Origin of the sequence: Tessaracoccus massiliensis (genome assembly GCF_000826065.2) — a bacterium.
Taxonomy (GTDB): domain Bacteria; phylum Actinomycetota; class Actinomycetes; order Propionibacteriales; family Propionibacteriaceae; genus Arachnia; species Arachnia massiliensis_A.
The window spans coordinates 182747-206936 of record NZ_LN623539.1 but is presented as its reverse complement, the minus strand read 5'-3'; the positions used below and the strand labels follow the sequence as shown (position 1 = coordinate 206936).

Below are 24190 nucleotides of genomic sequence, written 5' to 3'. Positions count from 1 at the left end.
CCCTCACGCGACGTGAGGCTTTAGCTTCATCACCATGACACGTAACGTCCAGACCCTGATCAAGCAGCTCGATTCCACCGTCGGCACCGACCGGCGTCACGCCGCGCTCGCGCTGGGGTCCCTCCAGGATCCCGCGATCGTGCCGGCCCTCCTCGCGCATCTGAAGACCGAAACCGACGGCCGCGTGAAGGAAGACCTCACCTGGGCCGTGGTCCAGCACGCCGATGAGGCCAACGACGAGATCCTCGCCCTCCTGAAGAGCGACTCCGAGCACGAGCGCTTCACCGGCGCCCACGTCGTGAGCAAGGTGGGCAACCCCGAGCACTTCGAGCACGTCCGCGGCCTGGTGGCCGACGAGCACGTCGACGTGGCGCTCAAGGCCTACCGGGCCGCCGCGAACACCGGCGGACGCCTGGCCGCAGAAGACCTGGCCGCCCGCCTCGGCGATGGCGACCACCTGCAGCGCGACGCCCTCAGCGACGCGTTCCGCAGGCTGGGCCAAGGCGGCGTCGACGCGCTCGTCGCCCGACTGACCGACGGGTCCGCCGCGGTGCGCGAGCACGCCGCCGAGGCGCTGGGCTACGTGGGTGGGCCCGAGGCGGATTCCGCCGCCGAGGCGCTGGCCCGCGCTGCTGCCGATGAGGACGCCGACGTGGCGCTCGCCGCTGTCTCCGCCCTGGGGCAGCTCGGCTCCGCCTCCGATGAGGCGCTGACCCGTGTCGCGGAGGGCGATGATGCTCAGCTCGCCGCGGTCGCGCGTCGCTTCCTGGCTGAGCACCAGGACGGTCAGTCCGACCTGGCCAGCCGCTCGGCCACCATGCGGATGCGGTGATCCACCGAGGACGCCTCGCCCCGGACGGCCTGAGCGGCCGCCGGCTCCGGGCGCTGCCCCAGCGCGAGCAGCGCGGCGAGGCGGATCTCCGGATCCTCGTCGCGCAGGCCGCTGATCAGCACCGGCACATCTGCCGGATCCGCGTGGCTGCCCAGGGCCTCGACCGCATGCAGCCGCACAGGAGGAGGGCCGCCGGCCGCCGCGTCCCGTAGGGCGCCGGCGGCCTCCGGCAGGCGTGCCAGGCTGGCGGCTGCCTCCTCCCGCACTGCCTGCCGCTCGTCGCCGAGAGCGGAGATGAGCGGCGCGACGGCGGCCTCGCCGCCGATCTGGCCGAGTCCGAAGGCGGCCTTCGCCGCCACCGGCGCCGCGGAATCGGCCAGCAGCGCGGCCAGCGTGGGCACCCCGGCGGGCTCGCGCAGCTTGCCGAGCGCATGCGCCAGGGCGTGGCGGGCCTGCTCGTCGCCGTCGGCCAGGGAGGAGATGGCGTCCATCGCCGCGGCGCCGCGCTGCACCAACGCCCACGTGGCGGCCTCGCGCACGCCCGGCTCAGGATCTGAGCGCAGCCGCTCCACGAGATCATCCACGGAGGCGGCGGAGTGTTCTGTGAGCGCCGCCCGGAACCGGACGCTGGGATCTGTGTGGGCCAACCGCTCGCCGGCGCCGATGGCGTCGAGCACGTCCTCCCAGCCGGTCTGCGCGGCGTCGCGCAGCCGTTGCAGCCGTGTGAGCCGCTGCTGCTCCGCCGCCATGCGTCCCTCTGTGGCCGCGATGTGGCGGCCGATCATCTCGGCCGCGTCCGCTCCCGGGTCGTCGAGGACCTGCTGAACCTCATCGAGGCTGAGACCCAGGGATTTGAGGTGCTGGATGGCCAAGAGCCGCTCCATGTCCACGCCAGAGTACAGGCGGTAATCCGCATAGGAGCGCCCGCTGGGCACCAGCAGGCCCAGATCATCGTAGTGGCGCAGGGTCCGGTGGGTGAGCCCCGTCAGCCGCGACACCTCGCCGATGCGCAGCCACTCAGCCAACTGGATCCGCCAACTTCAGCTGGATCAGCGCCTGCGAGAGCGTGGGCACCTCGATGACCTGGAGGTTGCCCAGCTTCGGCACGCGGGTGGTCACGTCGCGCGAGCCGGTGGGGATGATCGCCACCTCGAAACCCAGCCGGGCGGCCTCGGCCAGCCGCCGTTCCGCGCCCGGCACCCGCCGCAGGTCCCCGGCGAGGCCGACCTCGCCGAGCGCGATCAGGCGCAGCGGGAAATGCCTGTCCAGGGCAGCGGTGACCACCGCGATGGCCACGGCCAGGTCCACCGACGGTTCCGTGACGCGGGCGCCGCCCACCGTCGAGGCGTACACGTCGTGCTGTGACAGCTTCAGGCCGACCTTGCGCTCCAGGACGGCCAGCACCATGGCCAGCCGCGAGCCGTCGAGGCCGTGCGTGGTGCGCCGCGGAGACGACTGCGGCGACGGGGCGACGAGGGCCTGGATCTCTGAGAGCAGCGGTCGCCTGCCCTCCATCGTGACGGTGACGCAGGTGCCCGGCACCGCCTCGTTCTGGGCGGTGGTGAACAGGCCGGACGGGTCCGGCACCTCGACGATGCCCTTCTCGTTCATCTCGAAGCACCCCACCTCATCAGCCGGGCCGTAGCGGTTCTTCGTCGCGCGCACCATGCGGAAGCCCGAGTGCTTGTCTCCCTCGAAGGTGAGCACCACGTCGACGAGGTGCTCAAGGGTGCGCGGACCGGCGATGGCGCCGTCCTTGGTGACGTGCCCGACGATGATGGCGGCCATGTTCTCCCGCTTCGCAACCCGCGCGATGGCCGCGGTGATCTCCCGGACCTGGCTGGGCCCGCCGGGGGCGCCGTCGGCCTCCGCAGTGGAGATGGTCTGCACCGAATCGAGAACCAGCAGGGTGGGGCGGACCTGTTCCATGTGGCCCAGCACCGTGCCCAGATCCGTCTCCGAGGCGAGGTACAGCGCATCGTCGACGGCGCCCGTGCGCTCGGCGCGCAGCCGCACCTGGGAGGCGGATTCCTCCCCGGAGATGTAGAGCGTCTTCTCGCCCGAGCGGGCCCACTTGGCGGCCACGTCGAGCAGGAGCGTGGACTTGCCGACCCCGGGCTCGCCCGCCAGCAGCACGACGGCGCCGGGCACGAGACCGTCGCCCAACACCCTGTCGAGTTCCGCGATGGTGGTCAGCTTGCGCTGCGCCGTGTCTGTCGGCACCTGGGAGATGGGCACCGCCTGCTCCGACGGCACCGACGACGCGACCGCCCTGAGTTTGGGGGCGCCGCGTTCCACGACGGTGCCCCAGGCGTTGCACTCGCCGCAGCGGCCGACCCACCGTACGGAGGTCCAGCCGCACTCGGTGCAGGTGTAGGTGTCCTGTTTCTTCGCCACGCGTGCAGCCTAGGCGAGGGGGCCGACAATCAGACGGTGACGGTGCCCTTGGAGGCGGTCTCGAAGGTCACCGAGTTGATGCCGGGGGTGCCGTGCGGGGCGACCAGATCGATGCCGATGCCGTCGATGTCCTCACCGATCTCGATGTCGAGCCACTCAGAGAGGCGCTCGGCGGACCCGGAGATCTGCAACTGCTTGACGGCGCAGTCGCCGTGGAGCGCGGCGGGGCGCAGCGAGTCATCCGACTTCCACTCCAGGAAGTAGGGCAGCTGCGGATCCGCGATCAGGCCACGGATGCCGATCTGCGCCCATTCGAGGCGGCGGCCGTCGGGAAACTGGCGCGAACCCGGGACCGCGGAACGCTCGAGGCGCTGCTCGTAGGGGGAGATGTCGTTGACGCTGACCACCCAACCCATCCAGCCGCCGCCCATCTCGGAGCGGGCGCGGACGGCCTGCCCGAAGGCTGCCTTGTCTGCTGCGGGGTGGTCCAGCACCTCGACCACCTCGATGTAGCGGCCTTCGGCCAGCGGGATGATGTGGTTACGGGTGCCGAAGCGGGGATGGAACCCGCCGTCCTTGTAGTCGGTGCCCAGCGCTTCAGCCAGGCGGGCAGCCTCTGCCTTGAGGCCGTCGGGGCCGGTCGCGAAGATCAGATGGTCGACGTGCATAGCGTCATTGTTCCTCCCAGGGGGCCGAAACTACTAATCGGGGCCCCATAAGGGAGCATTACGGCGAGGCGGAGTGCGCGGTAGGGTAGCCGGTGTGACCCAGTCGAAGGTTCTGTTGTCGACCACTTCCGTCTACCCGGAAGCCTCCGCCAGCGCATTCGAGTTGGCCGCGGCGCTGGGCTACGACGGGATCGAGTTGATGATCGGCGTGGATTCCCTGTCCACCGACATCGACGCCGTCAAGAAGCTGGCCGATTACCACGGGGTGCCGGTCCTCTCGGTGCACGCGCCCACCCTCCTGGTGACCCAGGGCACGTGGGGCAGCGACGCCTGGGGCAAGCTCCGCCGATCCGGCGAGGCGGTTGAGCAGTTGGGTGGCGACACCGTCGTGCTGCACCCGCCCTTCCGCTGGCAGCGCGAATACGGGGCCGGTTTCGTGGAGGGCGTCAAGCGCCTCAACGCGGACAGCGACGTGAAGTTCTGCGTCGAGAACATGTTCCCGTGGCGCACCCCGGCCGGGTCGATGAAGACCTACCTACCCGGGTGGGACCCCACCCCGTACGACTACGACTACCTGACGCTGGACCTGTCGCACGCCTCCACGTCGCAGCGCCAGTCGATGGATTTCGTGCACGCCTGGGGCGACAGGCTCGCCAACGTGCACTTCACAGACGGCCGCGGCTCATTCAAGGACGAGCACCTCCTGCCCGGCGAGGGGGACCAGAACGCGTGGGAGGTCCTCGCCGAGATCGCAGGCCGCGGCTACACCGGGCACGTGGTCCTCGAGGTGTCGACGCGGCGGGCCCGCTCCAGGCACGAACGCGAAGACCTGCTCGGCGGCGCCCTGCGCGGGATCCGCGACACCCTCGCCAAGGCCTCCGCCGGGAAGGAATGACCATGTCCCGAGTCAACAGCGCCGTGCGCACCATCATCCGCTCCCGACGCGTGCAGAACGCAGCGTTGGGCAGCGGCGTGGCGGAGGAGTTCGCCAGCGCCTACGTCGTGCCCGAGGAATCCGCGGCCATCTCCGTGGCCCGCAAGCTGCGGACACAGGGGCTGCTGATCTCGCTGGCTTACCTCCCCGTCAGCGACGACGAGTCGGAATCCCCGGAGATGATCGCCGAGACGCTGACGGACCTCGGGGACCTGGCCGAGGGGGCCGAGCTCTCGGTCAAGCCCTCGTCGCTGGGGCTGCGTGCGGACCGCGACCGGGCCGCCGCCGTGCTGGGCGACCTGTGCGCCGCCGCCGAGGGCGCCGGAGCACTGCTGACGCTGGAGATGCAGGGAGCTGACGAGTACCAGGCCACGATCGATCTGTGGCGCTGGGCGCACGACGGCTACCCCACGCTCGGCATCACCCTGCCGGCGGACATCCGACGGGCGGAGCGCGACGTCGCGGAGTTGTCGTCCGACGGGGCGCGGCTGCGCCTGTGCGTGGGCTCCTACCCGGTGCCGCCGTCGGTGGGTTTCCGCAAGGAACGGGACAAGCAACTCGCCCTGGTGCGCTGCCTGCGCGTCGCGATGGAATCGGGCGCCTACGCCATGCTGGCCTCGCACGACCCCACACTGATCGCCATCGCGCAGGACCTGGCCAGGCGCAACGCCATCCCGCGCTCCGGGTTCGAGTTCCAGATGTTCTACGGGGTGCGCCCGCTCGAGCAGCGGCGCCTCACCGACATCGGCTACCGGTCCCGCACCTACGTGCCGTTCGGCCCCGGCTGGTTCGAGTACCTCACCACCCGGATTGCGGCCAGGCCGCGCACCGCCTTCAGCTACCTGCGCGCCGTGGCCGACAAGAGCTGAGCCCATGTCCGAAGCCGTCGCGCCCCGCCCGCGGCTCAACCGCCTGCGCGCCGAGATCGTCGTGGTGCTGCTGATCTCGCTGGGTCAGTCCGCCGTCTACGCCATCTTGTCCATCATCAACAAGCTCACCCGCCCCGAACCGCTCGGGCAGCAGGTGACGCGGATGAACACCTCCACCACGCCGGACCGGCCGTGGCTCGACTTCGCCTACCAACTCGCAGGCCTGGTGTTCCCGCTGATGCCGGTGGTGCTGGTGCTGTTCCTGCTGGCCGTGCACCACCGCCCGCCGGAGGGCCCGTGGCGGGTGATGGGCTTCGACCTGCGTCGGCCCCGTTTCGACCTGGCCTGGGGTTTCGGCATCTTCGCCGTCATCGGCGTGGCCGGGCTGGCGTTCTACCTGTTCGCGGTGGCCATCGGCATCAACACGCAGGTCTCGCCCGCCAACCTCGCCGCCACGTGGTGGACCATCCCCATGCTCGTGGCCCGCGCCATCATGAACGGTGTGCTCGAAGAGGTGGTCATGGTGGGCTACCTGTTCACCCGCTGGGCGCAGAGCGGCGGCCGGATGTGGGTGATCATCGTGGTGAGCGCCTTCATCCGTGGCGGCTACCACCTCTACCAGGGTTTCGGCGGTTTCATCGGCAACCTCGTGATGGGCCTGGCCTTCGGTTGGCTGTACCTGAAGATCAAGCGGGTGATGCCGCTGGTCGTCGTGCATTCGTTGCTCGACATCGTCGCCTTCCTCGGCGCCCCGCTGCTGCCCGTGCTGATGGGCTGGATCGGCCGCTGAGACCCTGGCCCCCCGTGGTGAAGCGTCGTGTCGGTTCCTTCGTCGCGGGGCACGCCACGGGCCGGTTTGGTCAGAACCGATGAGTGTCCTCACCGCATCGCCGTGGCTGGAACTGCTCCCAGTAGGGTGTGCACGTAGTAGGCGGTGGGGCAGATGCCCCGCCAGCCTCCCGAGTGAACAGGACCTTGAACGACGAAGTTCAACACCCTCGCAATGCTGGGGGTCGGGTGGATGCAAGTGCTTCTCCGGCGCCAACCCGCACTCAGAGCCCTGGTTGCCCGGCAACGGCGACACCCAACACGCACCCCGACGCCGGGCGCTCCGGCGACCACGCAGACAACGGTGTCGGCAGTGAGCCCCGACGAGCAGAGGCGTTGAAGCGGGGGGTGGGGGAAGAAGGACGCGAGTTTCGAGGCCACGCCGGGAAGCGACAACCAAACGTCGCCGTCCAAGCTCATGGGTAACACTCGCGTCCGTCTTCCCCCTCCAGCCTCGGCGGAACACCGCCGCAGTGGAACAGGCGCGGAACTGCCTATGGCGTCTTAGCTGAAGGCCTTCGTACATAGTCGGTACCAAACCCTTCAGCTAAACCAGACAGACACAGCAGTTCGGCGGAACGCAGCCGCTGTGGATCAGGTGGCAGATCGGCTGCGGGGGCCCTTCGACCAGCCGCGAGCGGCTGGCTCAGGGAACGGCGGCGGGGCTCCGTCGATACGTTCGCTCGTCCCTCGCGAACACTCAGGATGACGCCTTCGTCATTGCGACTGATCGGCTCGGCGATAACGGTGGGATTCCCTGCGCGTGTGTCCTACCCTGACCTCACGCGGGCAAGGATGCCCGTGTGCCACGAAGGGGACGCAAGCGATGAAGCTACGACGACTTTCTGCACTCCTGGTTGCCGCCGCCATGGCGATGACCGGGCTGGTCACGGGGCCTGTGCAACAGGCTGCCGCCTCCACCACGCCAGCCGTGGGGGAGTGGCAGGACGTGAACATCGGGCAGGTCCAACTGGAGCGGGTTTTGCCAGCCAAGGACGTCTACGAGGTGGGCGACGTCGTTGAACTGCGGTTCCGCATGCAATCCGACGCGCAGGCGCCAGAGCGGAACATCGTGGGAAGCTCCACCACCCTCACCAACGCCGATCAGTGTGACTGGCAGGGATTCCCCGCAGGCGTGGCAGGTGTCTACAGCTGCGCGCCCACCGGCAACCCGCAGATCACCTACACCGTGACCGAGGCCGACGCCGCGGCAGGCAAGGCCGAGTTCGACCTCACCTGGACGCAGACCCCCACCGCAGGCGGCGACCCCATCGTGACCACCCTCAACGGCTCGCTCCCCGTGGCAGCACCCGTCGAACCCACGGATCCCCCAGTCGACCCCGAGCCCACCGATCCTGCAGAGCCCACCCCCTGGGGCTCAGCCGACGGACTGGCCGAGGGCCTCGAGTTGAAGGACCTCGCCACCCGCGGTGAGGCCGGTTGGCTGCGCTACCGCATCCCGGCGCTCACCGTCGCGCCCAACGGCGACATCCTCGCCTTCTACGACGGCCGCCCGTCGATGGCGGACCTGCCCTCCAACATCACCATGCTGATGCGGCGCTCCACCGACGGCGGTGAGACCTGGGGCCCGCAGACCGTGGTGCGCCAGAGCCCGGCCCCCAACGGCTACGGCGACGCGTCCGTGCTGGTGGACCGCGAGGAGGACAAGGTGTTCCTCTTCTACGCCGCCTCCATCAACCAGGGCTTCGCAGGCGGTGGCACCGGCGCCAGCCACGGGGACCCCAACGTGCTCCACGCCGACTACTCCGTCTCCGCGGACAACGGTCTCACCTGGACCCACCACCGCATCACCGATCAGCTGAAGGCCGGTAAGACCAACTGGGGAGGGTTCTTCGCTGCATCCGGCGAGGGCATCCAGTTGCGCCAGGGCGAGCACGCCGGGCGCCTCATCCAGCAGTACACCGTGCGCAGCAACGGCCAGAATTACGCATTCTCCGCCTACTCCGACGACCACGGTGCCACCTGGCAGGCCTCCTCCCGGGTGGGCCCCGGCGCTGACGAGAACAAGACGGTTGAGCTCGCCAACGGCGACGTGATGCTCAACTCGCGCGCGGCTCCTGCCCGGAATGTGGCCATCTCCAAGGACCAGGGCGAGACCTACACCGCGTTCCAGCGTGACGCCCAGCTTCCCGACCCTGCCAACAACGGCTCGATCATCCGGGCCTTCCCCGACGCGGCACCCACCGATCCCAAGGCCCAGATCCTGCTGTTCTCCAACACCGCCAACACCAACGTGCGCCGCAACCTCACCGTGCGCATGTCCTGCGACTCCGGCGACACCTGGCCCGTCGCCAAGGAGATCCAGTCCGGTGCGGTGGGGTATTCCACCCTCACCCCGCTGCCCGACGAGAACGGCGTGCTGGGCGAGGGCGGCTTCGGCCTCTTCTACGAGCGCGACGGCTACCGGCACATCTCCTACACCTCGTTCGACCTTGACTGGCTGGGCGGCGTGTGCGCCAGCCTGGAGGCCAGCGCGTCGAACATGACCGGTGGCGTCGCCGCCCCCGTCACCGTGGAGGTCACCAACCAGAGCGGCGTCGCTCTGCCTGCGGGCAGCGTCGATGTCAGCACCGACGGCTGGGCCGCCGAGCCCGTCGCGGTGCCGGCCCTGGCCGCAGGCGAGTCGACGACCGTCACGCTCCAGGTGACGCCGCCCGTGACCGCGGACGCGCGCCGTCACCCTGTCGAGGTCACCTACGCCAACGCGCAGGGCACCAGCTTCGACCAGATCGACGTGCAGGTCGCGCAGGGCACCGGTTTCGTGGCGCAGCCGGCCTTCGAGATCCGCCCGGTGGTCGACGCCATCTACGCCAACGCGCCCGACGGCATGCTGGGCGACCGCATCCAGCCGTGGGTGGAGGTCCACAACACCGGCAACGTGCCGCTGACCAACATCACGTTCACCGCACCGTCGGGCTCCGCTCCGGCCTGCAACTACTCGTCGCTCGCCCCCGGCGCCAGCTATGCCTGCAAAAACAACAGCCCCAGCCACAACGTGACCGAGGCCGACATCCTCGCGGGCTCCTGGTCCACGACCTACCGGGCCACCGCCACCGGCGCGGGCCAGAGCGTCTCCGCGACGGCCGATCTCTTCCCGGTGAGCCTGCGGGAGATCCCTGCCGGCGTGGACGCCCACGTGTGGGTGCCCACCGGTTCGTTCGACACCTCGTCGATGACCCGCGTCGGGCGGGTGGGCGGCGCCATCGAGGAGGCCCACGATCTTGACCTGCTCATTCCGGCCAACAGCCGCGCCAGCGCCCAGCTCGCGGTAACGGCCGGCACCGAAGTGACGGGGCTGAAGGCCACCGTCGCAGGTGGGGACTTCCCCGGCACCGTGGACGTCCGCTACGCCCGCTACATCCCTAACCAGACGGGTCTGACCGGGGAGCTCATCGCCGATCCGTTGGAGGTCAGGGAATCGGTGGACGTGCCGGAAGGCATGAACCAGCCCATCTGGCTCACCGTGCGCGTCCCCGTGAGCACGGCTGCAGGCACCTACACCACCACCATTACCGTCAGTACCTCCGCCGGTGAGGTGGGCCGCTACCCGCTCACCGTCGAGGTGCCTGACCTCGAGTTCCGCGACGTGCCGGACCGCCCGTTCGTGCTCGACCTGTGGCAGCACCCCGACACGGTGGCCGACCACCTGGGCCTCGAGCATTGGAGCGAAGAGCACTTCCAGGCCCTCGTCCCGTACTGGGAGGACATGGCCGAGGCCGGTCAGGACGTGCTGAACCTCGCGATCGTCGAGGACCCGTGGCTGGTGGATCACCAGGGCGTCATCCGGCCGCAGACGGCCGGCAACTACCGCTCCACCGTCGAGTGGCACTACGACGGCACGGACTTCACGTTCGACTTCGACGTGTTCGACCGACTGGTCACCGACGCGAAGGCCGCCGGCATCGCCAACCGCATCCACGCGTTCACGATGCTGCAGTTCCAGAGCCGCGACCGCCTGTACTACATCGACACCCGCACCGGCCAGTCGGTCAGCGAGCCGGTCACTGTGGGCAGCGCCCGCTACAACAAGGCGTGGGGCGACTTCCTCACCGCCTTCGACGCGCACCTGAAGGAGAAGGGCTGGTTCGACGACACGTCGCTGGCCTTCGACGAGCAGACGCTGACCCGGATGAACGCCATGTTCGCGGTGGTCGATGCGGTCAACCCTGAATGGAACAACAAGATCGCGCTGGCCGCCAACACCCTGGCCGAGGCTGATATCGCCGATTACATCGCGTTCAACCTGTCGTTCCTGAACAACGTGTCGCAGGAACTCATCGACCGCCGCCGCGCGGAGGGGCAGCCCACCCTGTATTACACGTGGGCCCAGCCGACCAACCCCAACACCATCACGGCATCAGCTCCCATGAACGTGCGGGTGATCCCGTGGGTGGTAGAGCAGCGCGACCTCGACGGCTACCTGCGCTGGACGTACAACTCGTGGCCGGTCGACGTCTACGAGAACCCGAGTTTCCGTTACGCGCAGGGCGACGAGTACCTCGTCTACCCAGGGGCCGACGGCCCGGTGACGTCCATCCGATGGGAACTGTTCAAGGACGGCCAGGAGGATGCCGAGCTGCTCGACATCGCCAAGGAGGAGTTGGGCGAGCAGCACGCCGCGGTGGCCGCGGCGCTGACGCACCCGATCAGCCTGGCGGATTTGCAGGCCAACCGCGCCGCGATGGACGCCAAGCGCGACGCCGTCATCCGCGCGATCGCGGACGCCACCGTCGTGGCCTCCAGCCCCATTACCGCGGACAAGCTTTCGGTCCAGCAGGCCGGCGACAAGGTCACGCTGAGCGTGGAGGTGCGCAACCGCACCGACGAGGCGCACTCCGTGACGCTCGGCGTGGAGCGCAACGAGATCTTCCTCGGCCAGCCCGCCACCGTGGCCGTGGCGCCCAACAGCACCACGACGGTGTCGCTGCAGCTCGATTCGGCCGATCGGACGGGTTGGGACGACTTCACCGCAACCCTCACCAGCGGGGACATGACTCTGGTGACCGGGTCCTTCGACCTGATCGCGGGCGGCACCTACCTCTCCGACATGGAGTGGGTCTCGTCCACCAACGGCTGGGGTCCCGCGGAGCGCGACCGGGCCAACGGCGAGAATCAGGCGGGCGACGGAGGCGCCATCACGCTGAGCGGCCGCACCTACGCCAAGGGCATCGGCGCGCACGCCGCGTCCCGCGTGGTGATCGACGTCCCCGCCGATTGCACGCAGCTTCAGTTCGACTACGGCATCGACGATCGCATGCGTACCGGCAACAGCGCCGCCAGCGTCATCGCCACCGTCGAGGACGGCAGTGGCGAGGACCTGTGGACCTCTGGCGTCGTCACCCCCGCCTCGGGCACGCAGCGGGCCACCATCGACGTCACCGGCGTTGAGCGTGTCCAACTGGTGCTCGACCCGAACGGCCACAACGGGCAGGACCACTTCAACTGGGCCAACGCCTGGTTCCAGTGCGCCGAGCCCGTCGTCGACCCGGAGCCGACGGTTGAGCTGACTGTCGATCCGACGGAGGAGCCGACGGTGGACCCGACGGACGAGCCCACGGTGGATCCGACGGACGATCCGACGGTTGAGCCGACTGTTGAGCCGACTGTTGAGCCCACGGTGGATCCGACGGTTGAGCCGACTGTCGATCCGACGGACGAGCCCACGGTGGATCCGACGGATGAGCCGACCTCTCCTGCACCGACCACTCCGGCGCCGACGAAGAAGCCGACGGTGACCCCGACTGTGACGCCGACGAAGCCTGTGGTGGACAAGTATGTGCGTACCGCGCCGTACACGTTGCCTGGTCTGCATCGGAACCTCAACGGTCGCGATTGGATGACCGAGTGTGAGCCGTACTCGCAGACGGAGCGCTGCCGCACGGACATCTGGGCCACTGTGGTGCTGATCGAGAACGGCCAGTTCGTGGTCAAGCAGGGTTGGGCGTTCAACAACCTGACGTACCTGCCGTACATGACGGAGGCGTCGTGGAAGGGCAACCCGTTGGGTGACCTGGCCGCTACCGACGATGCTGCGACGGGTGTGTTCACCTCGGCTGGCCGCCAGTGGCGCACGGAGTGCAAGACTGCGGCTACTGGTGGGGATGCGTGCCGTTCGTACACGATGACCACTGTCTATGCTGCTGCGCCGAAGGCGGAGGGTGGCTACACCTTCTCGCAGCGCAACCAGTGGGTGTTCAACAACATTGTGATGTTCGGAGGCCCCGAGAAGAAGTAGCTGGTCCCTGAGCGTGGCCCCTGCGACGAAGGAGCCGGGCACGACGAAGGGCCCCGCAGCGTGACTGTGACCTTGACCCCTGTGGTTGAGGTGTCGGATCGGCTGCGGGGGCCCTTCGTCGTGCCCGGCTCGTTGCTCGCGGGGCACGCTCAGGGACCGGACCCTGACCACAGGCTCGACCAGCCAGACTCCAAGGAGGGGCCGGGGTCGGGGGGATGCAAGTGCTTCTCCGGCACCAACCCGTACCCAGGTCCCTAGTTGCCCGACAACGGCGACCAACCAACACGTACCCCGACACCGGACACTCCGGCAATCGCGCTGACAACGGTTTCGGCACCGAGACCCAACGAGCAGAAGTGTTGAAGCCGAGGGTGGGGGATGAAGGACGCGAGTTTCGAGGCCACGCTGGGACGTGACAACCGAATGTCGCCGTCGATGCGCATGGGCAACACTCGCGTCCTTCTTCCCCCATCCTCGGCGGAGCACACCCGATGTGGGTCAGGTGACAGATCGGCTGCGGGGGCCCTTCGTCGTGCCCGGCTCGTTCCTCGCGGGGCACGCTCAGGGACCGGCTGCGGGGGGCCTTTACTTCGACCTGTCCGGCGCTTCGCGCTGGGACAGGCTCAGCACAAGCGTCGTTCGCTGGCTCGCAAGCTCGCTGGCGAACGCTTAGGGGCCTGCGCTGGCGGACGGTGACGGGCCGGCGACGCGGGGGAGCGTAGACTCCGCACCATGCGTGTTGGAGTTTTTGGTGCCACCGGGCAGGTCGGCGGGGTTCTCCGCGCCCTCCTCGATGAGCGCGACTATCCCGTCGATGAGATCCGTTACTTCGCCTCGGAGCGGTCCGCGGGGCGGACGCTGCCGTGGAAGGGGGAGGAGGTCGTCGTCGAGGACATCGCGAAGGCGGACTTCGCTGGCCTGGACGTGGCGCTGTTCTCCGCAGGCGGCGGCACCTCGAAGCAGTACGCGGAGAAGGTTGCGGCCGCAGGGGCCACCGTCGTCGACAACTCCAGCGCCTGGCGGCTCGATGACCGGGTGCCGCTGATTGTGGCCGAGGTCAACCCCGAGGACGTCGCGAAGGCCGAACTGGGCATCATCGCCAACCCGAACTGCACCACCATGGCCGCCATGCCGGTCATGAAGGCCCTCCACGACGCGGCGGGGCTCGAGGCCATGCAGGTGACCACTTTCCAGGCCGTCTCCGGCTCAGGCCTCGCCGGTGTGGAGACGCTCGCCACCCAGCTGGGGCAGATCGAGGATCCCACGGTGCTGGCCCACGACGGTTCGCAGTTCCGGCCCTCCAGCACAGGCCCGTACGTGGCACCCATCGCGTTCAACGTGGTGGCCCTCGCAGGCGGCCTCGTCGACGACGGCGAGGGCGAGACCGACGAGGAGAAGAAGCTGCGCAACGAGTCGCGCAAGATCCTCCACCTCCCTGAGTTGTTGGTGGCCGGCACCTGCGTGCGCGTGCCGGTGTTCACCGGCCACTCGCTGACGGTGCACGCCCGCTTCGGCCGCGACATCACACCCGACGAGGCCCGCGAGGTGCTCGCCGGGGCCGCCGGCGTCGAACTGGCCGAGGTGCCCACGCCTCTGAACGCCGCCGGTGGCGACACCTCGCTCGTCGGGCGCATCCGCCGGGACCAGAGCGTGGAGGGTGACAAGGGGCTCGTGCTGTTCATCAGCAACGACAACCTCCGCAAGGGCGCCGCGCTCAACACCGTCCAGATCGCAGAATTGCTCGTCAGGTGATCGCGGTCATCGGCGCCGGCGCGATGGGGGAGGCCCTCATCGCGGGCTGGCTCGCCTCGGGCATCCCCGCCGCCGACATCCGGATCGTCGACGCCCATGAGCCCCGTGTCGCGGAGCTCGAGGAGCGCCACGGCGTGACCGGAGTGTCCCTCGCGGAGGCGGCGGCCGCCGACACCGTGGTGCTCGCCGTCAAGCCGCACCAGATCACCGCCATCCTGGGCGCCTGCCTGCCTGACCTGGGGGAGGGGAGCCTCGTGGTCTCCATCGCCGCGGGCGTGACGGTGCAGCAGTTGGAGGAGGCGGCCCCCGAGAGGGCGGTCGTCCGCGTGATGCCCAACACCCCCGCTCTCGTGGGCAAGGGGATGGCCGGCATCGTGCCTGGCAGCCATGCCACCGACGAGCACGTCGAGCGCGTCCGCGAACTGCTGCAGGCCGTCGGGAAGGCAGTGGTGATCGGGGAGTCGCAACTCGACGCGCTCACCGCGCTGTCCGGCTCCGGGCCCGCCTACCTCTTCTACATCGCCGAGGCCATGATCGAAGGTGGCGTGCACCAGGGCCTGAGCCGCGCGCAGGCCACGGAGCTGGTCAACCAGACGTTCGTCGGCTCGGCCGTGATGCTGTCCGAATCCGGTAAGAGCGCCAGCCAGCTGCGTGAGATGGTCACCTCGCCCGCCGGCACGACCGCCGCAGCGCTGCGCACGCTTGACGACCACGGCGTGCGCGCCGCGTTCCTCGACGCCGTCGAGGCGTGCAGGGCGCGGGGGATCGAGATGGCCGGCGGCTGAGAGATTGGTCGATCCCGCCCACTGCGGGTTAAGATTGAGAGTCTGGCCCGTCGTGGGCCAGGAGTATTCGGATAAGTACAACCCCGGCTAGAAAGGCACACTGTGGGTTCTGTCATCAAGAAGCGTCGCAAGCGTATGTCCAAGAAGAAGCACCGCAAGCTGCTGAAGCGCACCCGTATCCAGCGTCGTCGCGCCGGCAAGTAGTGGCTCCACCCTCACGGGTTCTGTTGCTGACCCGCGACGGCTGCCACCTCTGTGTGGAGGCTGAAGCGACGGTGCGCAGCACCTGCGAGGAACTGGGAGTGGGCTGGCGCAGCCTCGACGTGGATACCGACGAGCAGCTCCGGTCGCGGTTCACAGACCATGTGCCCGTGACCTTCGTGGATCAGGAGTTGCTCGGCTACTGGTTCGTCGAGGAGTCCGCGCTGCGTGCAGCGCTGGCGTCGAACGCGCCCCGTGCCCTCTCCGACGACTGGCAACCCTGACCGGCCAAAGAAACGGAAACCCCTCGACGTGACCAGCCCCATGGATACGACCTCTCCGGCCTCCCCGCCGGAGTTCGAGCCGTCTGGAGGGTCTGTGACCTTCGTCGGCTCTGGCCCCGGCGACCTCGGGTTGCTGACCATGAGCGGATCCCGCGCCCTGAGCGGAGCGGATCTGGTCATCACCGATGAAGGGGCCGACGACGAGTCAGTCTCGCAGTACGCCCCTGCGCATGCGGAGATCCGTGTCGCGGGTGGCGACGACGAGGTCAAGGCCATCCTCAGCGCGGTGGCACAGGGGCGCAAGGTCGTGCGCCTGCACAGTGGTGACTACTTCACCGATGCAGACGCCGGCGGCGTGCTGCCGGAGGTGTTGGAGGCCGCCGGGCTGCGCGTCAACGTCGTACCCGGCATCAACCGGTGGAGTGCCGCGCTGTCGTTCGGTGCCGTTTCCGCTGCATCCTCCTTCGCCGCGCTCGACGCCACCGTCGAGGTGCCCGCCATCGAGGACTGGCCCGCCGCCGAGACCCTCATCATGCGCGTCACCGGCGCAGCGGCACACCGCCTCGCGGAGCAGGCCATGCTCCGTTACGGCCCCGAAGGACACTGCCTGTCGCTGACGGGCATCGGCAGCACCGGCCAGGTCAGCGAACTGCTCACCTGGGGCGAGGTGGAGGACTCCGACGCGGACGAGTGCTTCTACATCGTCGGCCCCGGCATCGAGGAGTCCCGCCGCCAGCGCTACGCCTGGTTCGAGGGCAAGCCGTTGTTCGACTGGCGCGTGGTGACCCCCAGCACCAAGGACCCCCTCGACCCCCTCGTCGAGGAGTTGGCCCACTACGGCGCGACCACCGAGACCGTGGCCACCATGTCCATCGAGCCGCCCCGCACGGAGCAGGCCATGGAGCGCGCGGTCCGCGGCCTGGTCGACGGCCGCTACCTGTGGGTGGTGTTCACCTCGCCGCACGCCGTGGCCGCCATCGCGGAGCGCCTCGAGGAGTACGGCCTGGATTCCCGGGCGCTGTCCGGCATCAGCTTGGCCGCGGTGGGCCGCGGCACCGTGGAGGCCCTCGCCCGGATGGGCATCAAGGCGGATCTCGTGCCCGTCGTGGAGAACACCACCGGGGCTCTCGCGCGGGAGTTCCCCGCCTACGACGACCTCATCGACCCCCTCGACAGGGTGCTCGTGCCCAGCGCTGATGTCGCTGTGGAGCCCCTTCTCGTCGGCCTCAGCAAACTCGGCTGGGAGGTGGAGGAGGTCACCGCCTACCGCACCGTCCGCGCCGCGCCCCCGCCGCCCGAGACCCGCGAAGACATCAAGACCGGCAACTTCGACGCCGTCGTGTTCACCTCCGCCACCGCGGTGCGCAACATGATCGGTATCGCCGGTAAACCGCACGCCGCCACCGTCGTGGCAGCCATCGGCCCGGCCACCGCCTCGGCCTGCGAGATGCACGGCCTGCGCGTAGACGTCACGGCGGACGCCCCCACCTTTGAATCAGTCGCGGAGGCCTTGGCCCGCTTCGCGGACCGCCGCAGGCAGGATCAGGTCGACGCCGGGTTGCCGGTGACGAAGCCGTCGCAGCGCAAGCGTCGGCGTCGCCGCAAGTCGGTTGAACCCACTGCGTAGGCTCGGGCCATGACCACAGCGACGGTGCATGTCATGCGGCACGGCCAGGTGCACAACCCCGGCGGCGTGCTCTACGGCCGCCTCCCCGGTTTCGGCCTCTCAGATCTCGGCCATCAGATGGCCGCCCGGATGGCTGAGCACTGGAGCGACGTCCCGCTCACCCACCTGCGCGTCTCCCCGTTGCAGCGCGCCAAGGAGACCCTCGCCCCCACCGCAGCCCTGTTCGCGCACCTCGAGGTGGTTGAGGACGAGCGGGTCATCGAGGCGGACAACAAGTTCCAGGGCATGGTCTTCGGCAAGGACAACAAGGCGCTGCGCAACCCGAAGATGTTCTGGCACATGCGCAACCCGCTCACGCCCAGCTGGGGGGAGCCCTACACGCAGATCGCGGCCCGGATGCGGGCCGCCATCCGGGATGCTGCGGTCTCCGCCGGCGACGGTGGGCAGGCGCTGATGGTCAGCCACCAGCTGTCCATCTGGATCGCGCGGCTCGACGCGGAGGGCCGCCGCTTCGTGCACGACCCCCGCAAGCGGGAATGCACCCTGTGTTCCGTGACCAGCTTCACGCTGCGCGACGGCCTGGTCACCGCCGTCAACTACACCGAGCCCGCCGCTGATCTGCTGCCCGCGAAGACCGGCCGCCGGTGGAAGGTGGGCACGTGACCCGCCTGCTCGCGGCGCTCATCGCGGCCACGTTGCTGCTGAGCGGCTGCGCATCGGATGACGAGGCCGAGGACCGTGGCTCCAGCACCGGTTTCGTGGGCGGCGACGGCAGCGTTGCGATCGTCGCTGCTGAGGATCGGGTGGAGGCGCCCGTGCTGCAGGGAGAGACCCTCGACGGGGAGGCGCTGTCCACCGCAGACCTCGCGGGCAAACCCCTGATCATCAACGTGTGGGGCTCTTGGTGCGCGCCGTGCCGGGCCGAGGCCCCCGAACTGGTCGCCGCGCACGAGGAACTAGGCTCGGACGTCGGCTTCCTCGGCATCAACACCCGTGACACGCAGGCCGCTGCGCTCGCCTTCGAGCGCTCCTTCGGGCTGGAGTACCCCTCCCTCTTCGACCCCGACGGCGTGCTTCTGCTCGAGTTCGCGCAGTTGCCGCCCAAAGCCATCCCCAGCACCGTCGTGCTCGACGAGGAGGGCCGCGTCGCCGCCCGGGTTCTGGGCGAGGTCACCGCGTCCACCCTGCGCGGCATCATCGAGGACGTGACCGCGGCGTGATCCTCCTGGAGAGCTGGGTGCAATCGGCGCTGACGTCGTCGATGCTGCTGGCCATCCCCGTGGCCATGCTTGCCGGCCTGGTCTCCTTCGCCTCACCCTGCATCCTGCCGCTGCTGCCCGGCTACCTGAGCTACGCGTCGGGCATGGGCGCCAGCCAGATCGCCGAGGGCACCGCCCGCAAGCGGCTCCTCCTCCTGGGCACCCTCGGGTTCATCCTGGGGTTCTCCATCATGTTCGTGCTCACCGGCGCACTCATCGGTGGCCTCGGCGGGGCGCTGGTGCAGAACTCCGGCCTCATCACCATGATCCTCGGCGTGGTGATCCTGCTGCTGGGCGCCGCCTTCGCCGGGTTCATCCCGCTGCCGAGGATGTGGACCCCCAGCGTCACCCCGAAGATGGGAGTGGCGGCCTCCCCGCTGCTGGGCATGGTCTTCGGCCTGAGCTGGACCCCGTGCATCGGACCGGCGCTGTCGGTGGTGCTCACGATGGGCTTCAACGAGGGCTCGGCCCTCCGCGGCGGCGTCCTGGCGTTCTTCTACGCCCTGGGCCTAGGGCTGCCGTTCGTCGCGTTCGCTTTGGCGTTCACCGCACTGGCCCCGCGGCTGGAGTGGCTCAAGCGGCACCAGCGCCTCGTGCAGCGCATCGGTGGCGTCGTCATGATGCTGGTGGGCATCGCGATGATCACCGGTCTGTGGGAGTTGATGATGGTGCAGTTGCGCCAGTGGGTCGCGAACTTCGGGACGATCCTGTGACGCGGAAACGCAACCCCGTCGCCGAGACGCTGCGCTGGGCCTGGGGGCAGCTGACGAGCATGCGCACGGCGCTGCTGCTGTTGTTCCTGCTGGCCGTGGCCGCCATCCCCGGCTCCATCATCCCGCAGCGCAACACCGAGCCCATCGAGGTGATGGACTTCAAGTCCCGCAACCCCGGCTGGGACAGGATCCTCGAGCCGCTGAGCTTCTACGACATCTACACCTCACCCATGTTCTCGGCGGTGTACCTTCTCCTGTTCGCCTCCCTCATCGGCTGCATCGTGCCGCGGGTGGGCAAATACTGGCGCGCGGTGCGCAAGCCCCCGCCGCGGGTCCCCTCCCGCATCGAGCGCCTGCCGGTGGCGGTGTCGGGGCAACTGCCCGGCCGGAGCGCGGGCGCTGAGAGGTCTTTGACCAGCCCGGCTCCTCCGCCGCAGGGGCTGGCTCAGGGAGCAGCGGAGCGGGCCGAGCGCTGGCTGAAGTCCAAGCGGTACCGCACCCGCATCACCGACGACGGCGTCAGCGCCGAGCGTGGGTACCTGCGCGAGTTCGGCAACCTCACCTTCCACCTGTCGCTGCTGTTCGTCCTCGTGGGCCTGGCCTGGTCCAACCTGTGGGGCTTCTCGGGCAGCGCGATCGTCGTGGAGGGGCGCGGCTTCTCCAACGTGATCACGCAGTACGACGACTTCAACGCCGGCGGCCTGCTCGACACGGATCAGCTGGAGCGGTTCAACGTGACCGTCGACGAGTTCCACGCCGAGTTCGAGACCGGTGAGGTGCAGCGCGGCGCCGCCCGGGTCTTCGACGCCAACGTCACCCTCACGGATGCCGACGGCACCCGCTCGCTGCTGATGACCGTCAACGAACCGCTCATCACCGCAGGTGGCACGCAGGTCAACCTGCAGGCGCACGGCTACGCGCCCAGCTTCACCGTCACCGACGGCAACGGCGACGTGGCCTTCAGCGGTCCCGTCGTCTTTCTTCCGCAGGACGGTAACTTCTCGTCCGTCGGCGTGATCAAGGTGCCCGACGCCCGCCCGCAGCGGCTCGCGTTCGAAGCCTGGTTCCTGCCCACGGCGAAGCTCGACGAGACCGGGCCGCACTCGATCTTCCCCGATGCCCGCAACCCCGAGGTCTACCTCAACGCTTGGCAGGGTGAGCCCGCCGTCGAGACCGGCATGCCGGAGAACGTCTACGTACTCAACACCGACGACCTCGAGCAGGTGCTCGGCGACGGCGGCGAGGTGCTCAGCGCCCGTATGCTGCCCGGTGCGCACCTTCCGTTGCCCGACGAGCTGGGCTCGATCAGCTTCGACGGCTACAGCCGCTGGGTGCGCCTCCAGGTCAGCGAAACCCCCGGCAACCTGCTCACGCTCATCGCCATCTCGGTGGGCGTCATCGGCCTCACCCTGAGCCTCTACATCCGCCCGCGGCGTCTCTTCGTGCGCATCGCCGACGACGGCGAGGTGACCGTCGGAGGCCTCGACCGCACCGATACCGCCACCGGCCTCGAGGACGAGGTCGCGGGCCTGCTGGCGGCGGTCACCGGCGATAAGGGGCATAATGGTGACGCTGCGCCCCCTGCCGAAGCTGAGGAGACCCCCGCATGACCCTGTCCGAGTGGTCCTACACCCTGATGGTCTATGCCGCGGTGGTGTACCTCATCGCGTTCGGCGCGCACGCCGTCGAATGGGCCTCCGCCCGCGGCCAGGCGGAGGTCCGCCCCGCTGACGGCTCAGAGGACAGCGCACGCATCCGCGTCGACCTGTTCGGCCGTCTCGGCCTGGTGTTCACCGTGGTTGCCGCCGCCATGCACGTGACCGCGGTGGTCATGCGCGGCGTCGCCGCAGGGCGCCCGCCGTGGGGCAACATGTACGAGTTCATCACCTCGACGCTGGCCTTCGCCGCGGTGCTCTACCTTGCGGTCGCCCTCAAATGGGGGATGCGCTGGCTGGGATTGGGGCTCACACTGCTGTTCACCGTGGGCCTGGGGCTGGCCGTGACGCAGTGGTACGTGGCGGTCGCGCCGCTGGTGCCCGCGTTGCACAGCGTGTGGTTCATCATCCACATCGTCGCCGCGGCGATCGCCGGCGCCGCGTTCAACGTGGGTGCGCTGACCTCCATCCTCTTCCTGCTGCGGGAGAGGGCCGAACGCCGCGCCGAGGTGGGGGAGAGCGAGATGCGCGGCTACCTGGCCAAGGTGCCCACCTCGTCGAAGCTCGACCTCATCTCGTACCGCCTGCACGCCTTCGCCGTGCCGCTGTGGACCTTCACGATCGTCGCCGGCGCCATCTGGGCCCAGTACGCCTGGGGCCGGTTCTGGAACTGGGACCCCAAGGAGACCTGGTCCTTCATCACCTGGGTGGTCTACGTCGCCTACCTGCACGCCCGCGCGACGGCGGGGATGCGCGGCCGCCCCGTGGCGATCATCGCCATCGTCGGTCTGGTGACCTTCTGGTTCAACTTCGTCGGGGTCAACCTGCTGTTCAGTGGGTTGCATTCGTACGCGGGAATCTAACCGATGGCCGCGGACGAGGCGCACGACTGGTTGGTGTCGCTGTACGAGGAGCACGGTGCGACCCTGCACCGCCTCACCGTGCTGCTCGGCGCCGAGGACCAGTCGGGGCGCATCGTGCGCAGCGCGCTGCTGGCCCTGCAGCGCCGCTCCCATCGGCTGATCGACCCCATCGAGCGCGTCTATTTCCTGCAGGAGCATGTGGTGCACCTCGCCCGCGCCGTGCGGCCCGCGTTGAGCCCCCTGATCATGCCCCGGGTCGACGAACCGCGGCAGGACGAGATCCTGCGCGCCGTCAGCTCCATGGCCCCGCGGTCGGCAGAGTTGCTGATCGTCAGCCACTACCTGGCCGTGTTCGGACCTGATCTGGCCGGCATCATGCGCCAGTCGGTGCGGGGGGCCAACCTCAGGTTGGAGACCGCGCTGGAGGAGTTGCGGGCCATCGTCGGCGCCCCCACCCCCGGCAGCCAGCCCGGCGTCATCGAGTCGCTGTCCCAGGAACTCACAGCTGCGCTGCGCTCTGCAGCCCGGCTGACCCCCGTGCCGGAGAAGGACATGCTGGAGGGGGAGCTTGAGCAGATCGCCGAGGACAGCGGCATCCGGTTCGGGCCGCCGTTCGTGGTGACACTGACGATCGCCGCCGTGGCACTGGGCCTGCTGCTGGCCGCCCTGACCCGCAACGACGCCAGCCCGCATGTGGTGCCCACCCCGGAACCGGTAGTGACAGCAACCCCCACCACCGCCAGGTCGTTGCCCGCCACGATGCGCAACACCCCGCTCTACTACGTGGACAGGGAAGGCAAGCTCTACCGCGAACTGCGGGACCTGCAGGCCACCGGCAACCTGGTCCGCTCGGCGGTGGAGGCGCTGTTCACCCTCGTGCCGCTCGACCCCGATTACACGAGCGGCTGGGGCCCGGGCCAACTCCTCAACCTCGAGACCGACGGCACCACGGTGACCATCGACCTGTCAGGTGACGCCTACGCGGATCTCACCTCCCCGGTGGCCGCCCAGCGCGCCCGGGACCAGATGATCTACACCGTCGCGGAGTTGGTGGGAAACCCGGACCTCAGCGTGCATTTCCGCGCCGACGGCGGCACGGCGCCGCCCGGCTTCGACAAGCCTGAGGGCTACCAGCGCAGCGGGCTGGAGCCCATGGCGGCCGTGTGGATCAGCTCGCCCCGGAGCCGGGCCCAACTGACCGTCGGCACCGCGTCGATCATCGGCACCGTCAAGCCGGGGGTGGGGGAACCGATCGTGCGGATCACCGAGCAGGAGACCGGCCAGGTGATTCTGGAGACGTCTGCGCAGACCACCGCCGGCGTCAACGTCGACGGGTGGCGGGTGTGGACCGTGTCCACCACCCTGCCGAAGGGCCGCCTGGACATCACGGTGACCGTCACCGAGGAGGGCACGCAGGTCAAGGAGAACAAGTCCGTCGTCGTCTCCTGACCCGGCGACGCCCCGGCCGGCCGCCGTTCAGTGCGTGGTGATGAGTTGCGCGATCTTCGTCTGGAAGCCGATGGGGGCGAGGCGCGTAGCGAAGGCCATCGCCCGGTTGGCGGCGCCGTCGATGACGAACGGCTTGTCCTTGTGCAGCGCCTCGAAGGTCACGTCGACGACCTGCTCCGGCGTGCGGCGGCGCTTCATCACCGCGTCGTTGCCGGCCGCCTCCCAGAAGCCGGTCTCGGTGGGGCCGGGGCAGCTGGCGATCACGCGCACGCCGGTGCCCTTGAGCTCGCGCCACAGGCCCGTGCTGAAGCGCAGGACGTAGGCCTTGCTCGCCGCGTAGACCGTCATGCTGGGGGTGGGCTGGAACGCGGCGGTGGAGGCGACGTTGATGATGGCACCGCTGCCTCGGCGGCGCATGCCCGGCAGCACCGCGTGCACCAGCTCGGTGAGTGCCACGACGTTGAGCTCGAGCATCTCTGTGGTCCGGCGCGGGTCCGACCCGGCGAAGTCGCCGAGCTGCGCGAAGCCCGCGTTGTTGATGAGGTGGCTCACGCCGGCCTCGGCGACCTCGGCGGCGAAATCAGCGCGGGCACCGGCGTCTGCGAGATCGACGGAGCTGATCCGGGTGGCCACGCCGTAGTTGTGCTCCAGGCGTTGCGCGACCTCCTGCATCCTGTCCTCACTACGGGCGGCGAGCCAGATGTCGGCACCCTCTGCGGCGAGCCGCTCGGCGAACGCGACCCCCAGCCCGCTCGAGCCTCCGGTAACCACAGCCCAGGTGTTGTCCATGCCCCTACCTTACGCATGGAACAATGGGC

20 protein-coding genes are annotated in these 24190 nt (G+C 69.2%); 16 read left to right on the top strand and 4 right to left on the bottom strand.

Features of this window, described 5'->3' with window-relative positions:
• Positions 1-34 precede the first annotated feature (34 nt).
• Positions 35-832 carry a HEAT repeat domain-containing protein gene (locus tag BN1186_RS02820; RefSeq protein WP_040282302.1) on the top strand — a complete coding sequence of 266 codons (798 nt, stop codon included), beginning with the start codon at positions 35-37 and terminating at the stop codon, positions 830-832.
• On the opposite strand, the gene BN1186_RS02815 is transcribed toward BN1186_RS02820, so the two are convergent.
• From BN1186_RS02815 to BN1186_RS02805, 3 genes are read right to left on the bottom strand one after another with little or no spacing between them, the layout of a single operon-like run.
• Positions 787-1857, bottom strand: a complete 1071-nt coding sequence (locus tag BN1186_RS02815) for a HEAT repeat domain-containing protein (protein ID WP_052459695.1) — start codon at positions 1855-1857, stop codon at positions 787-789. The two genes, BN1186_RS02820 and BN1186_RS02815, sit on opposite strands and share 46 nt — an antisense overlap.
• On the bottom strand, positions 1850-3229 hold the full coding sequence (gene radA / locus BN1186_RS02810; protein ID WP_040282301.1) for a DNA repair protein RadA: 1380 nt from the start codon (positions 3227-3229) through the stop codon (positions 1850-1852). The genes BN1186_RS02815 and radA overlap by 8 nt, the downstream gene beginning before the upstream one ends.
• A 29-nt stretch (positions 3230-3258) precedes the next feature.
• Positions 3259-3897: a VOC family protein gene (locus BN1186_RS02805; protein ID WP_040282298.1), complete on the bottom strand. Its 639-nt coding sequence runs from the start codon at positions 3895-3897 to the stop codon at positions 3259-3261.
• 115 nt (positions 3898-4012) lie between these two features.
• Here BN1186_RS02805 and BN1186_RS02800 point away from each other — a divergent pair, with 115 nt between their 5' ends.
• From BN1186_RS02800 to BN1186_RS02730, 15 genes are all read left to right on the top strand, one after another.
• On the top strand, positions 4013-4792 hold the full coding sequence (locus BN1186_RS02800) for a sugar phosphate isomerase/epimerase family protein (protein WP_246043222.1): 780 nt from the start codon (positions 4013-4015) through the stop codon (positions 4790-4792).
• Between the two features lie 2 nt (positions 4793-4794).
• Positions 4795-5700 carry a proline dehydrogenase family protein gene (locus tag BN1186_RS02795; RefSeq protein WP_052459694.1) on the top strand — a complete coding sequence of 302 codons (906 nt, stop codon included), beginning with the start codon at positions 4795-4797 and terminating at the stop codon, positions 5698-5700.
• A 4-nt stretch (positions 5701-5704) separates the two neighbouring features.
• Positions 5705-6490 carry a CPBP family intramembrane glutamic endopeptidase gene (locus BN1186_RS02790; RefSeq protein ID WP_040282294.1) on the top strand — a complete coding sequence of 262 codons (786 nt, stop codon included), beginning with the start codon at positions 5705-5707 and terminating at the stop codon, positions 6488-6490.
• Positions 6491-7354: 864 nt separating this feature from the next.
• Positions 7355-12784 carry a glycoside hydrolase domain-containing protein gene (locus BN1186_RS02785; RefSeq protein ID WP_082031076.1) on the top strand — a complete coding sequence of 1810 codons (5430 nt, stop codon included), beginning with the start codon at positions 7355-7357 and terminating at the stop codon, positions 12782-12784.
• A 732-nt stretch (positions 12785-13516) separates the two neighbouring features.
• Positions 13517-14536: an aspartate-semialdehyde dehydrogenase gene (locus tag BN1186_RS02780; RefSeq protein ID WP_040282292.1), complete on the top strand. Its 1020-nt coding sequence runs from the start codon at positions 13517-13519 to the stop codon at positions 14534-14536.
• Positions 14533-15321 carry a pyrroline-5-carboxylate reductase gene (gene proC / locus BN1186_RS02775; RefSeq protein ID WP_040282290.1) on the top strand — a complete coding sequence of 263 codons (789 nt, stop codon included), beginning with the start codon at positions 14533-14535 and terminating at the stop codon, positions 15319-15321. The genes BN1186_RS02780 and proC overlap by 4 nt, the downstream gene beginning before the upstream one ends.
• Positions 15322-15423: 102 nt before the next feature.
• Positions 15424-15525, top strand: a complete 102-nt coding sequence (locus BN1186_RS02770) for a 30S ribosomal protein bS22 (RefSeq protein ID WP_074436903.1) — start codon at positions 15424-15426, stop codon at positions 15523-15525.
• Positions 15526-15548: 23 nt separating this feature from the next.
• A complete protein-coding gene (locus BN1186_RS02765; protein WP_246043221.1) occupies positions 15549-15806 on the top strand; it encodes a glutaredoxin family protein in 258 nt (85 codons plus the stop codon).
• 40 nt (positions 15807-15846) lie between these two features.
• A complete protein-coding gene (locus tag BN1186_RS02760) occupies positions 15847-17433 on the top strand; it encodes a uroporphyrinogen-III synthase (protein WP_074436902.1) in 1587 nt (528 codons plus the stop codon).
• Positions 17434-17442: 9 nt separating this feature from the next.
• A complete protein-coding gene (locus tag BN1186_RS02755) occupies positions 17443-18096 on the top strand; it encodes a histidine phosphatase family protein (protein WP_040282285.1) in 654 nt (217 codons plus the stop codon).
• Complete coding sequence (locus tag BN1186_RS02750; protein ID WP_040282283.1) at positions 18093-18653, top strand: TlpA family protein disulfide reductase; 561 nt, start codon at positions 18093-18095, stop codon at positions 18651-18653. Before BN1186_RS02755 ends, BN1186_RS02750 begins: the two co-directional genes overlap by 4 nt.
• 41 nt (positions 18654-18694) lie before the next feature.
• On the top strand, positions 18695-19405 hold the full coding sequence (locus BN1186_RS02745) for a cytochrome c biogenesis protein CcdA (protein WP_040282409.1): 711 nt from the start codon (positions 18695-18697) through the stop codon (positions 19403-19405).
• Positions 19375-21015: a cytochrome c biogenesis protein ResB gene (gene resB / locus BN1186_RS02740; RefSeq protein ID WP_074436901.1), complete on the top strand. Its 1641-nt coding sequence runs from the start codon at positions 19375-19377 to the stop codon at positions 21013-21015. The genes BN1186_RS02745 and resB overlap by 31 nt, the downstream gene beginning before the upstream one ends.
• Complete coding sequence (ccsB, locus tag BN1186_RS02735) at positions 21012-21923, top strand: c-type cytochrome biogenesis protein CcsB (RefSeq protein WP_040282282.1); 912 nt, start codon at positions 21012-21014, stop codon at positions 21921-21923. The genes resB and ccsB overlap by 4 nt, the downstream gene beginning before the upstream one ends.
• Positions 21924-21926: 3 nt before the next feature.
• Entirely contained in the window at positions 21927-23372 is a 1446-nt protein-coding gene (locus tag BN1186_RS02730) for a GerMN domain-containing protein (RefSeq protein WP_040282280.1), read from the top strand.
• 27 nt (positions 23373-23399) lie between these two features.
• On the opposite strand, the gene BN1186_RS02725 is transcribed toward BN1186_RS02730, so the two are convergent.
• Positions 23400-24161, bottom strand: coding sequence for an SDR family NAD(P)-dependent oxidoreductase (locus tag BN1186_RS02725; protein WP_040282279.1), 762 nt, complete (start codon positions 24159-24161; stop codon positions 23400-23402).
• Positions 24162-24190: the final 29 nt, after the last annotated feature.

Coding starts and splice junctions, on each gene's coding strand:
- BN1186_RS02820 (WP_040282302.1), top strand. CDS start 35: ATGACACGTAACGTCCAGACCCTGATCAAGCAGCTCGATTCCACCGTC.
- BN1186_RS02805 (WP_040282298.1), bottom strand. CDS start 3,897: ATGCACGTCGACCATCTGATCTTCGCGACCGGCCCCGACGGCCTCAAG.
- BN1186_RS02795 (WP_052459694.1), top strand. CDS start 4,795: ATGTCCCGAGTCAACAGCGCCGTGCGCACCATCATCCGCTCCCGACGC.
- BN1186_RS02790 (WP_040282294.1), top strand. CDS start 5,705: ATGTCCGAAGCCGTCGCGCCCCGCCCGCGGCTCAACCGCCTGCGCGCC.
- BN1186_RS02785 (WP_082031076.1), top strand. CDS start 7,355: ATGAAGCTACGACGACTTTCTGCACTCCTGGTTGCCGCCGCCATGGCG.
- BN1186_RS02780 (WP_040282292.1), top strand. CDS start 13,517: ATGCGTGTTGGAGTTTTTGGTGCCACCGGGCAGGTCGGCGGGGTTCTC.
- BN1186_RS02760 (WP_074436902.1), top strand. CDS start 15,847: ATGGATACGACCTCTCCGGCCTCCCCGCCGGAGTTCGAGCCGTCTGGA.
- BN1186_RS02755 (WP_040282285.1), top strand. CDS start 17,443: ATGACCACAGCGACGGTGCATGTCATGCGGCACGGCCAGGTGCACAAC.
- BN1186_RS02745 (WP_040282409.1), top strand. CDS start 18,695: ATGCTGCTGGCCATCCCCGTGGCCATGCTTGCCGGCCTGGTCTCCTTC.
- ccsB (WP_040282282.1), top strand. CDS start 21,012: ATGACCCTGTCCGAGTGGTCCTACACCCTGATGGTCTATGCCGCGGTG.
- BN1186_RS02730 (WP_040282280.1), top strand. CDS start 21,927: ATGGCCGCGGACGAGGCGCACGACTGGTTGGTGTCGCTGTACGAGGAG.
- BN1186_RS02725 (WP_040282279.1), bottom strand. CDS start 24,161: ATGGACAACACCTGGGCTGTGGTTACCGGAGGCTCGAGCGGGCTGGGG.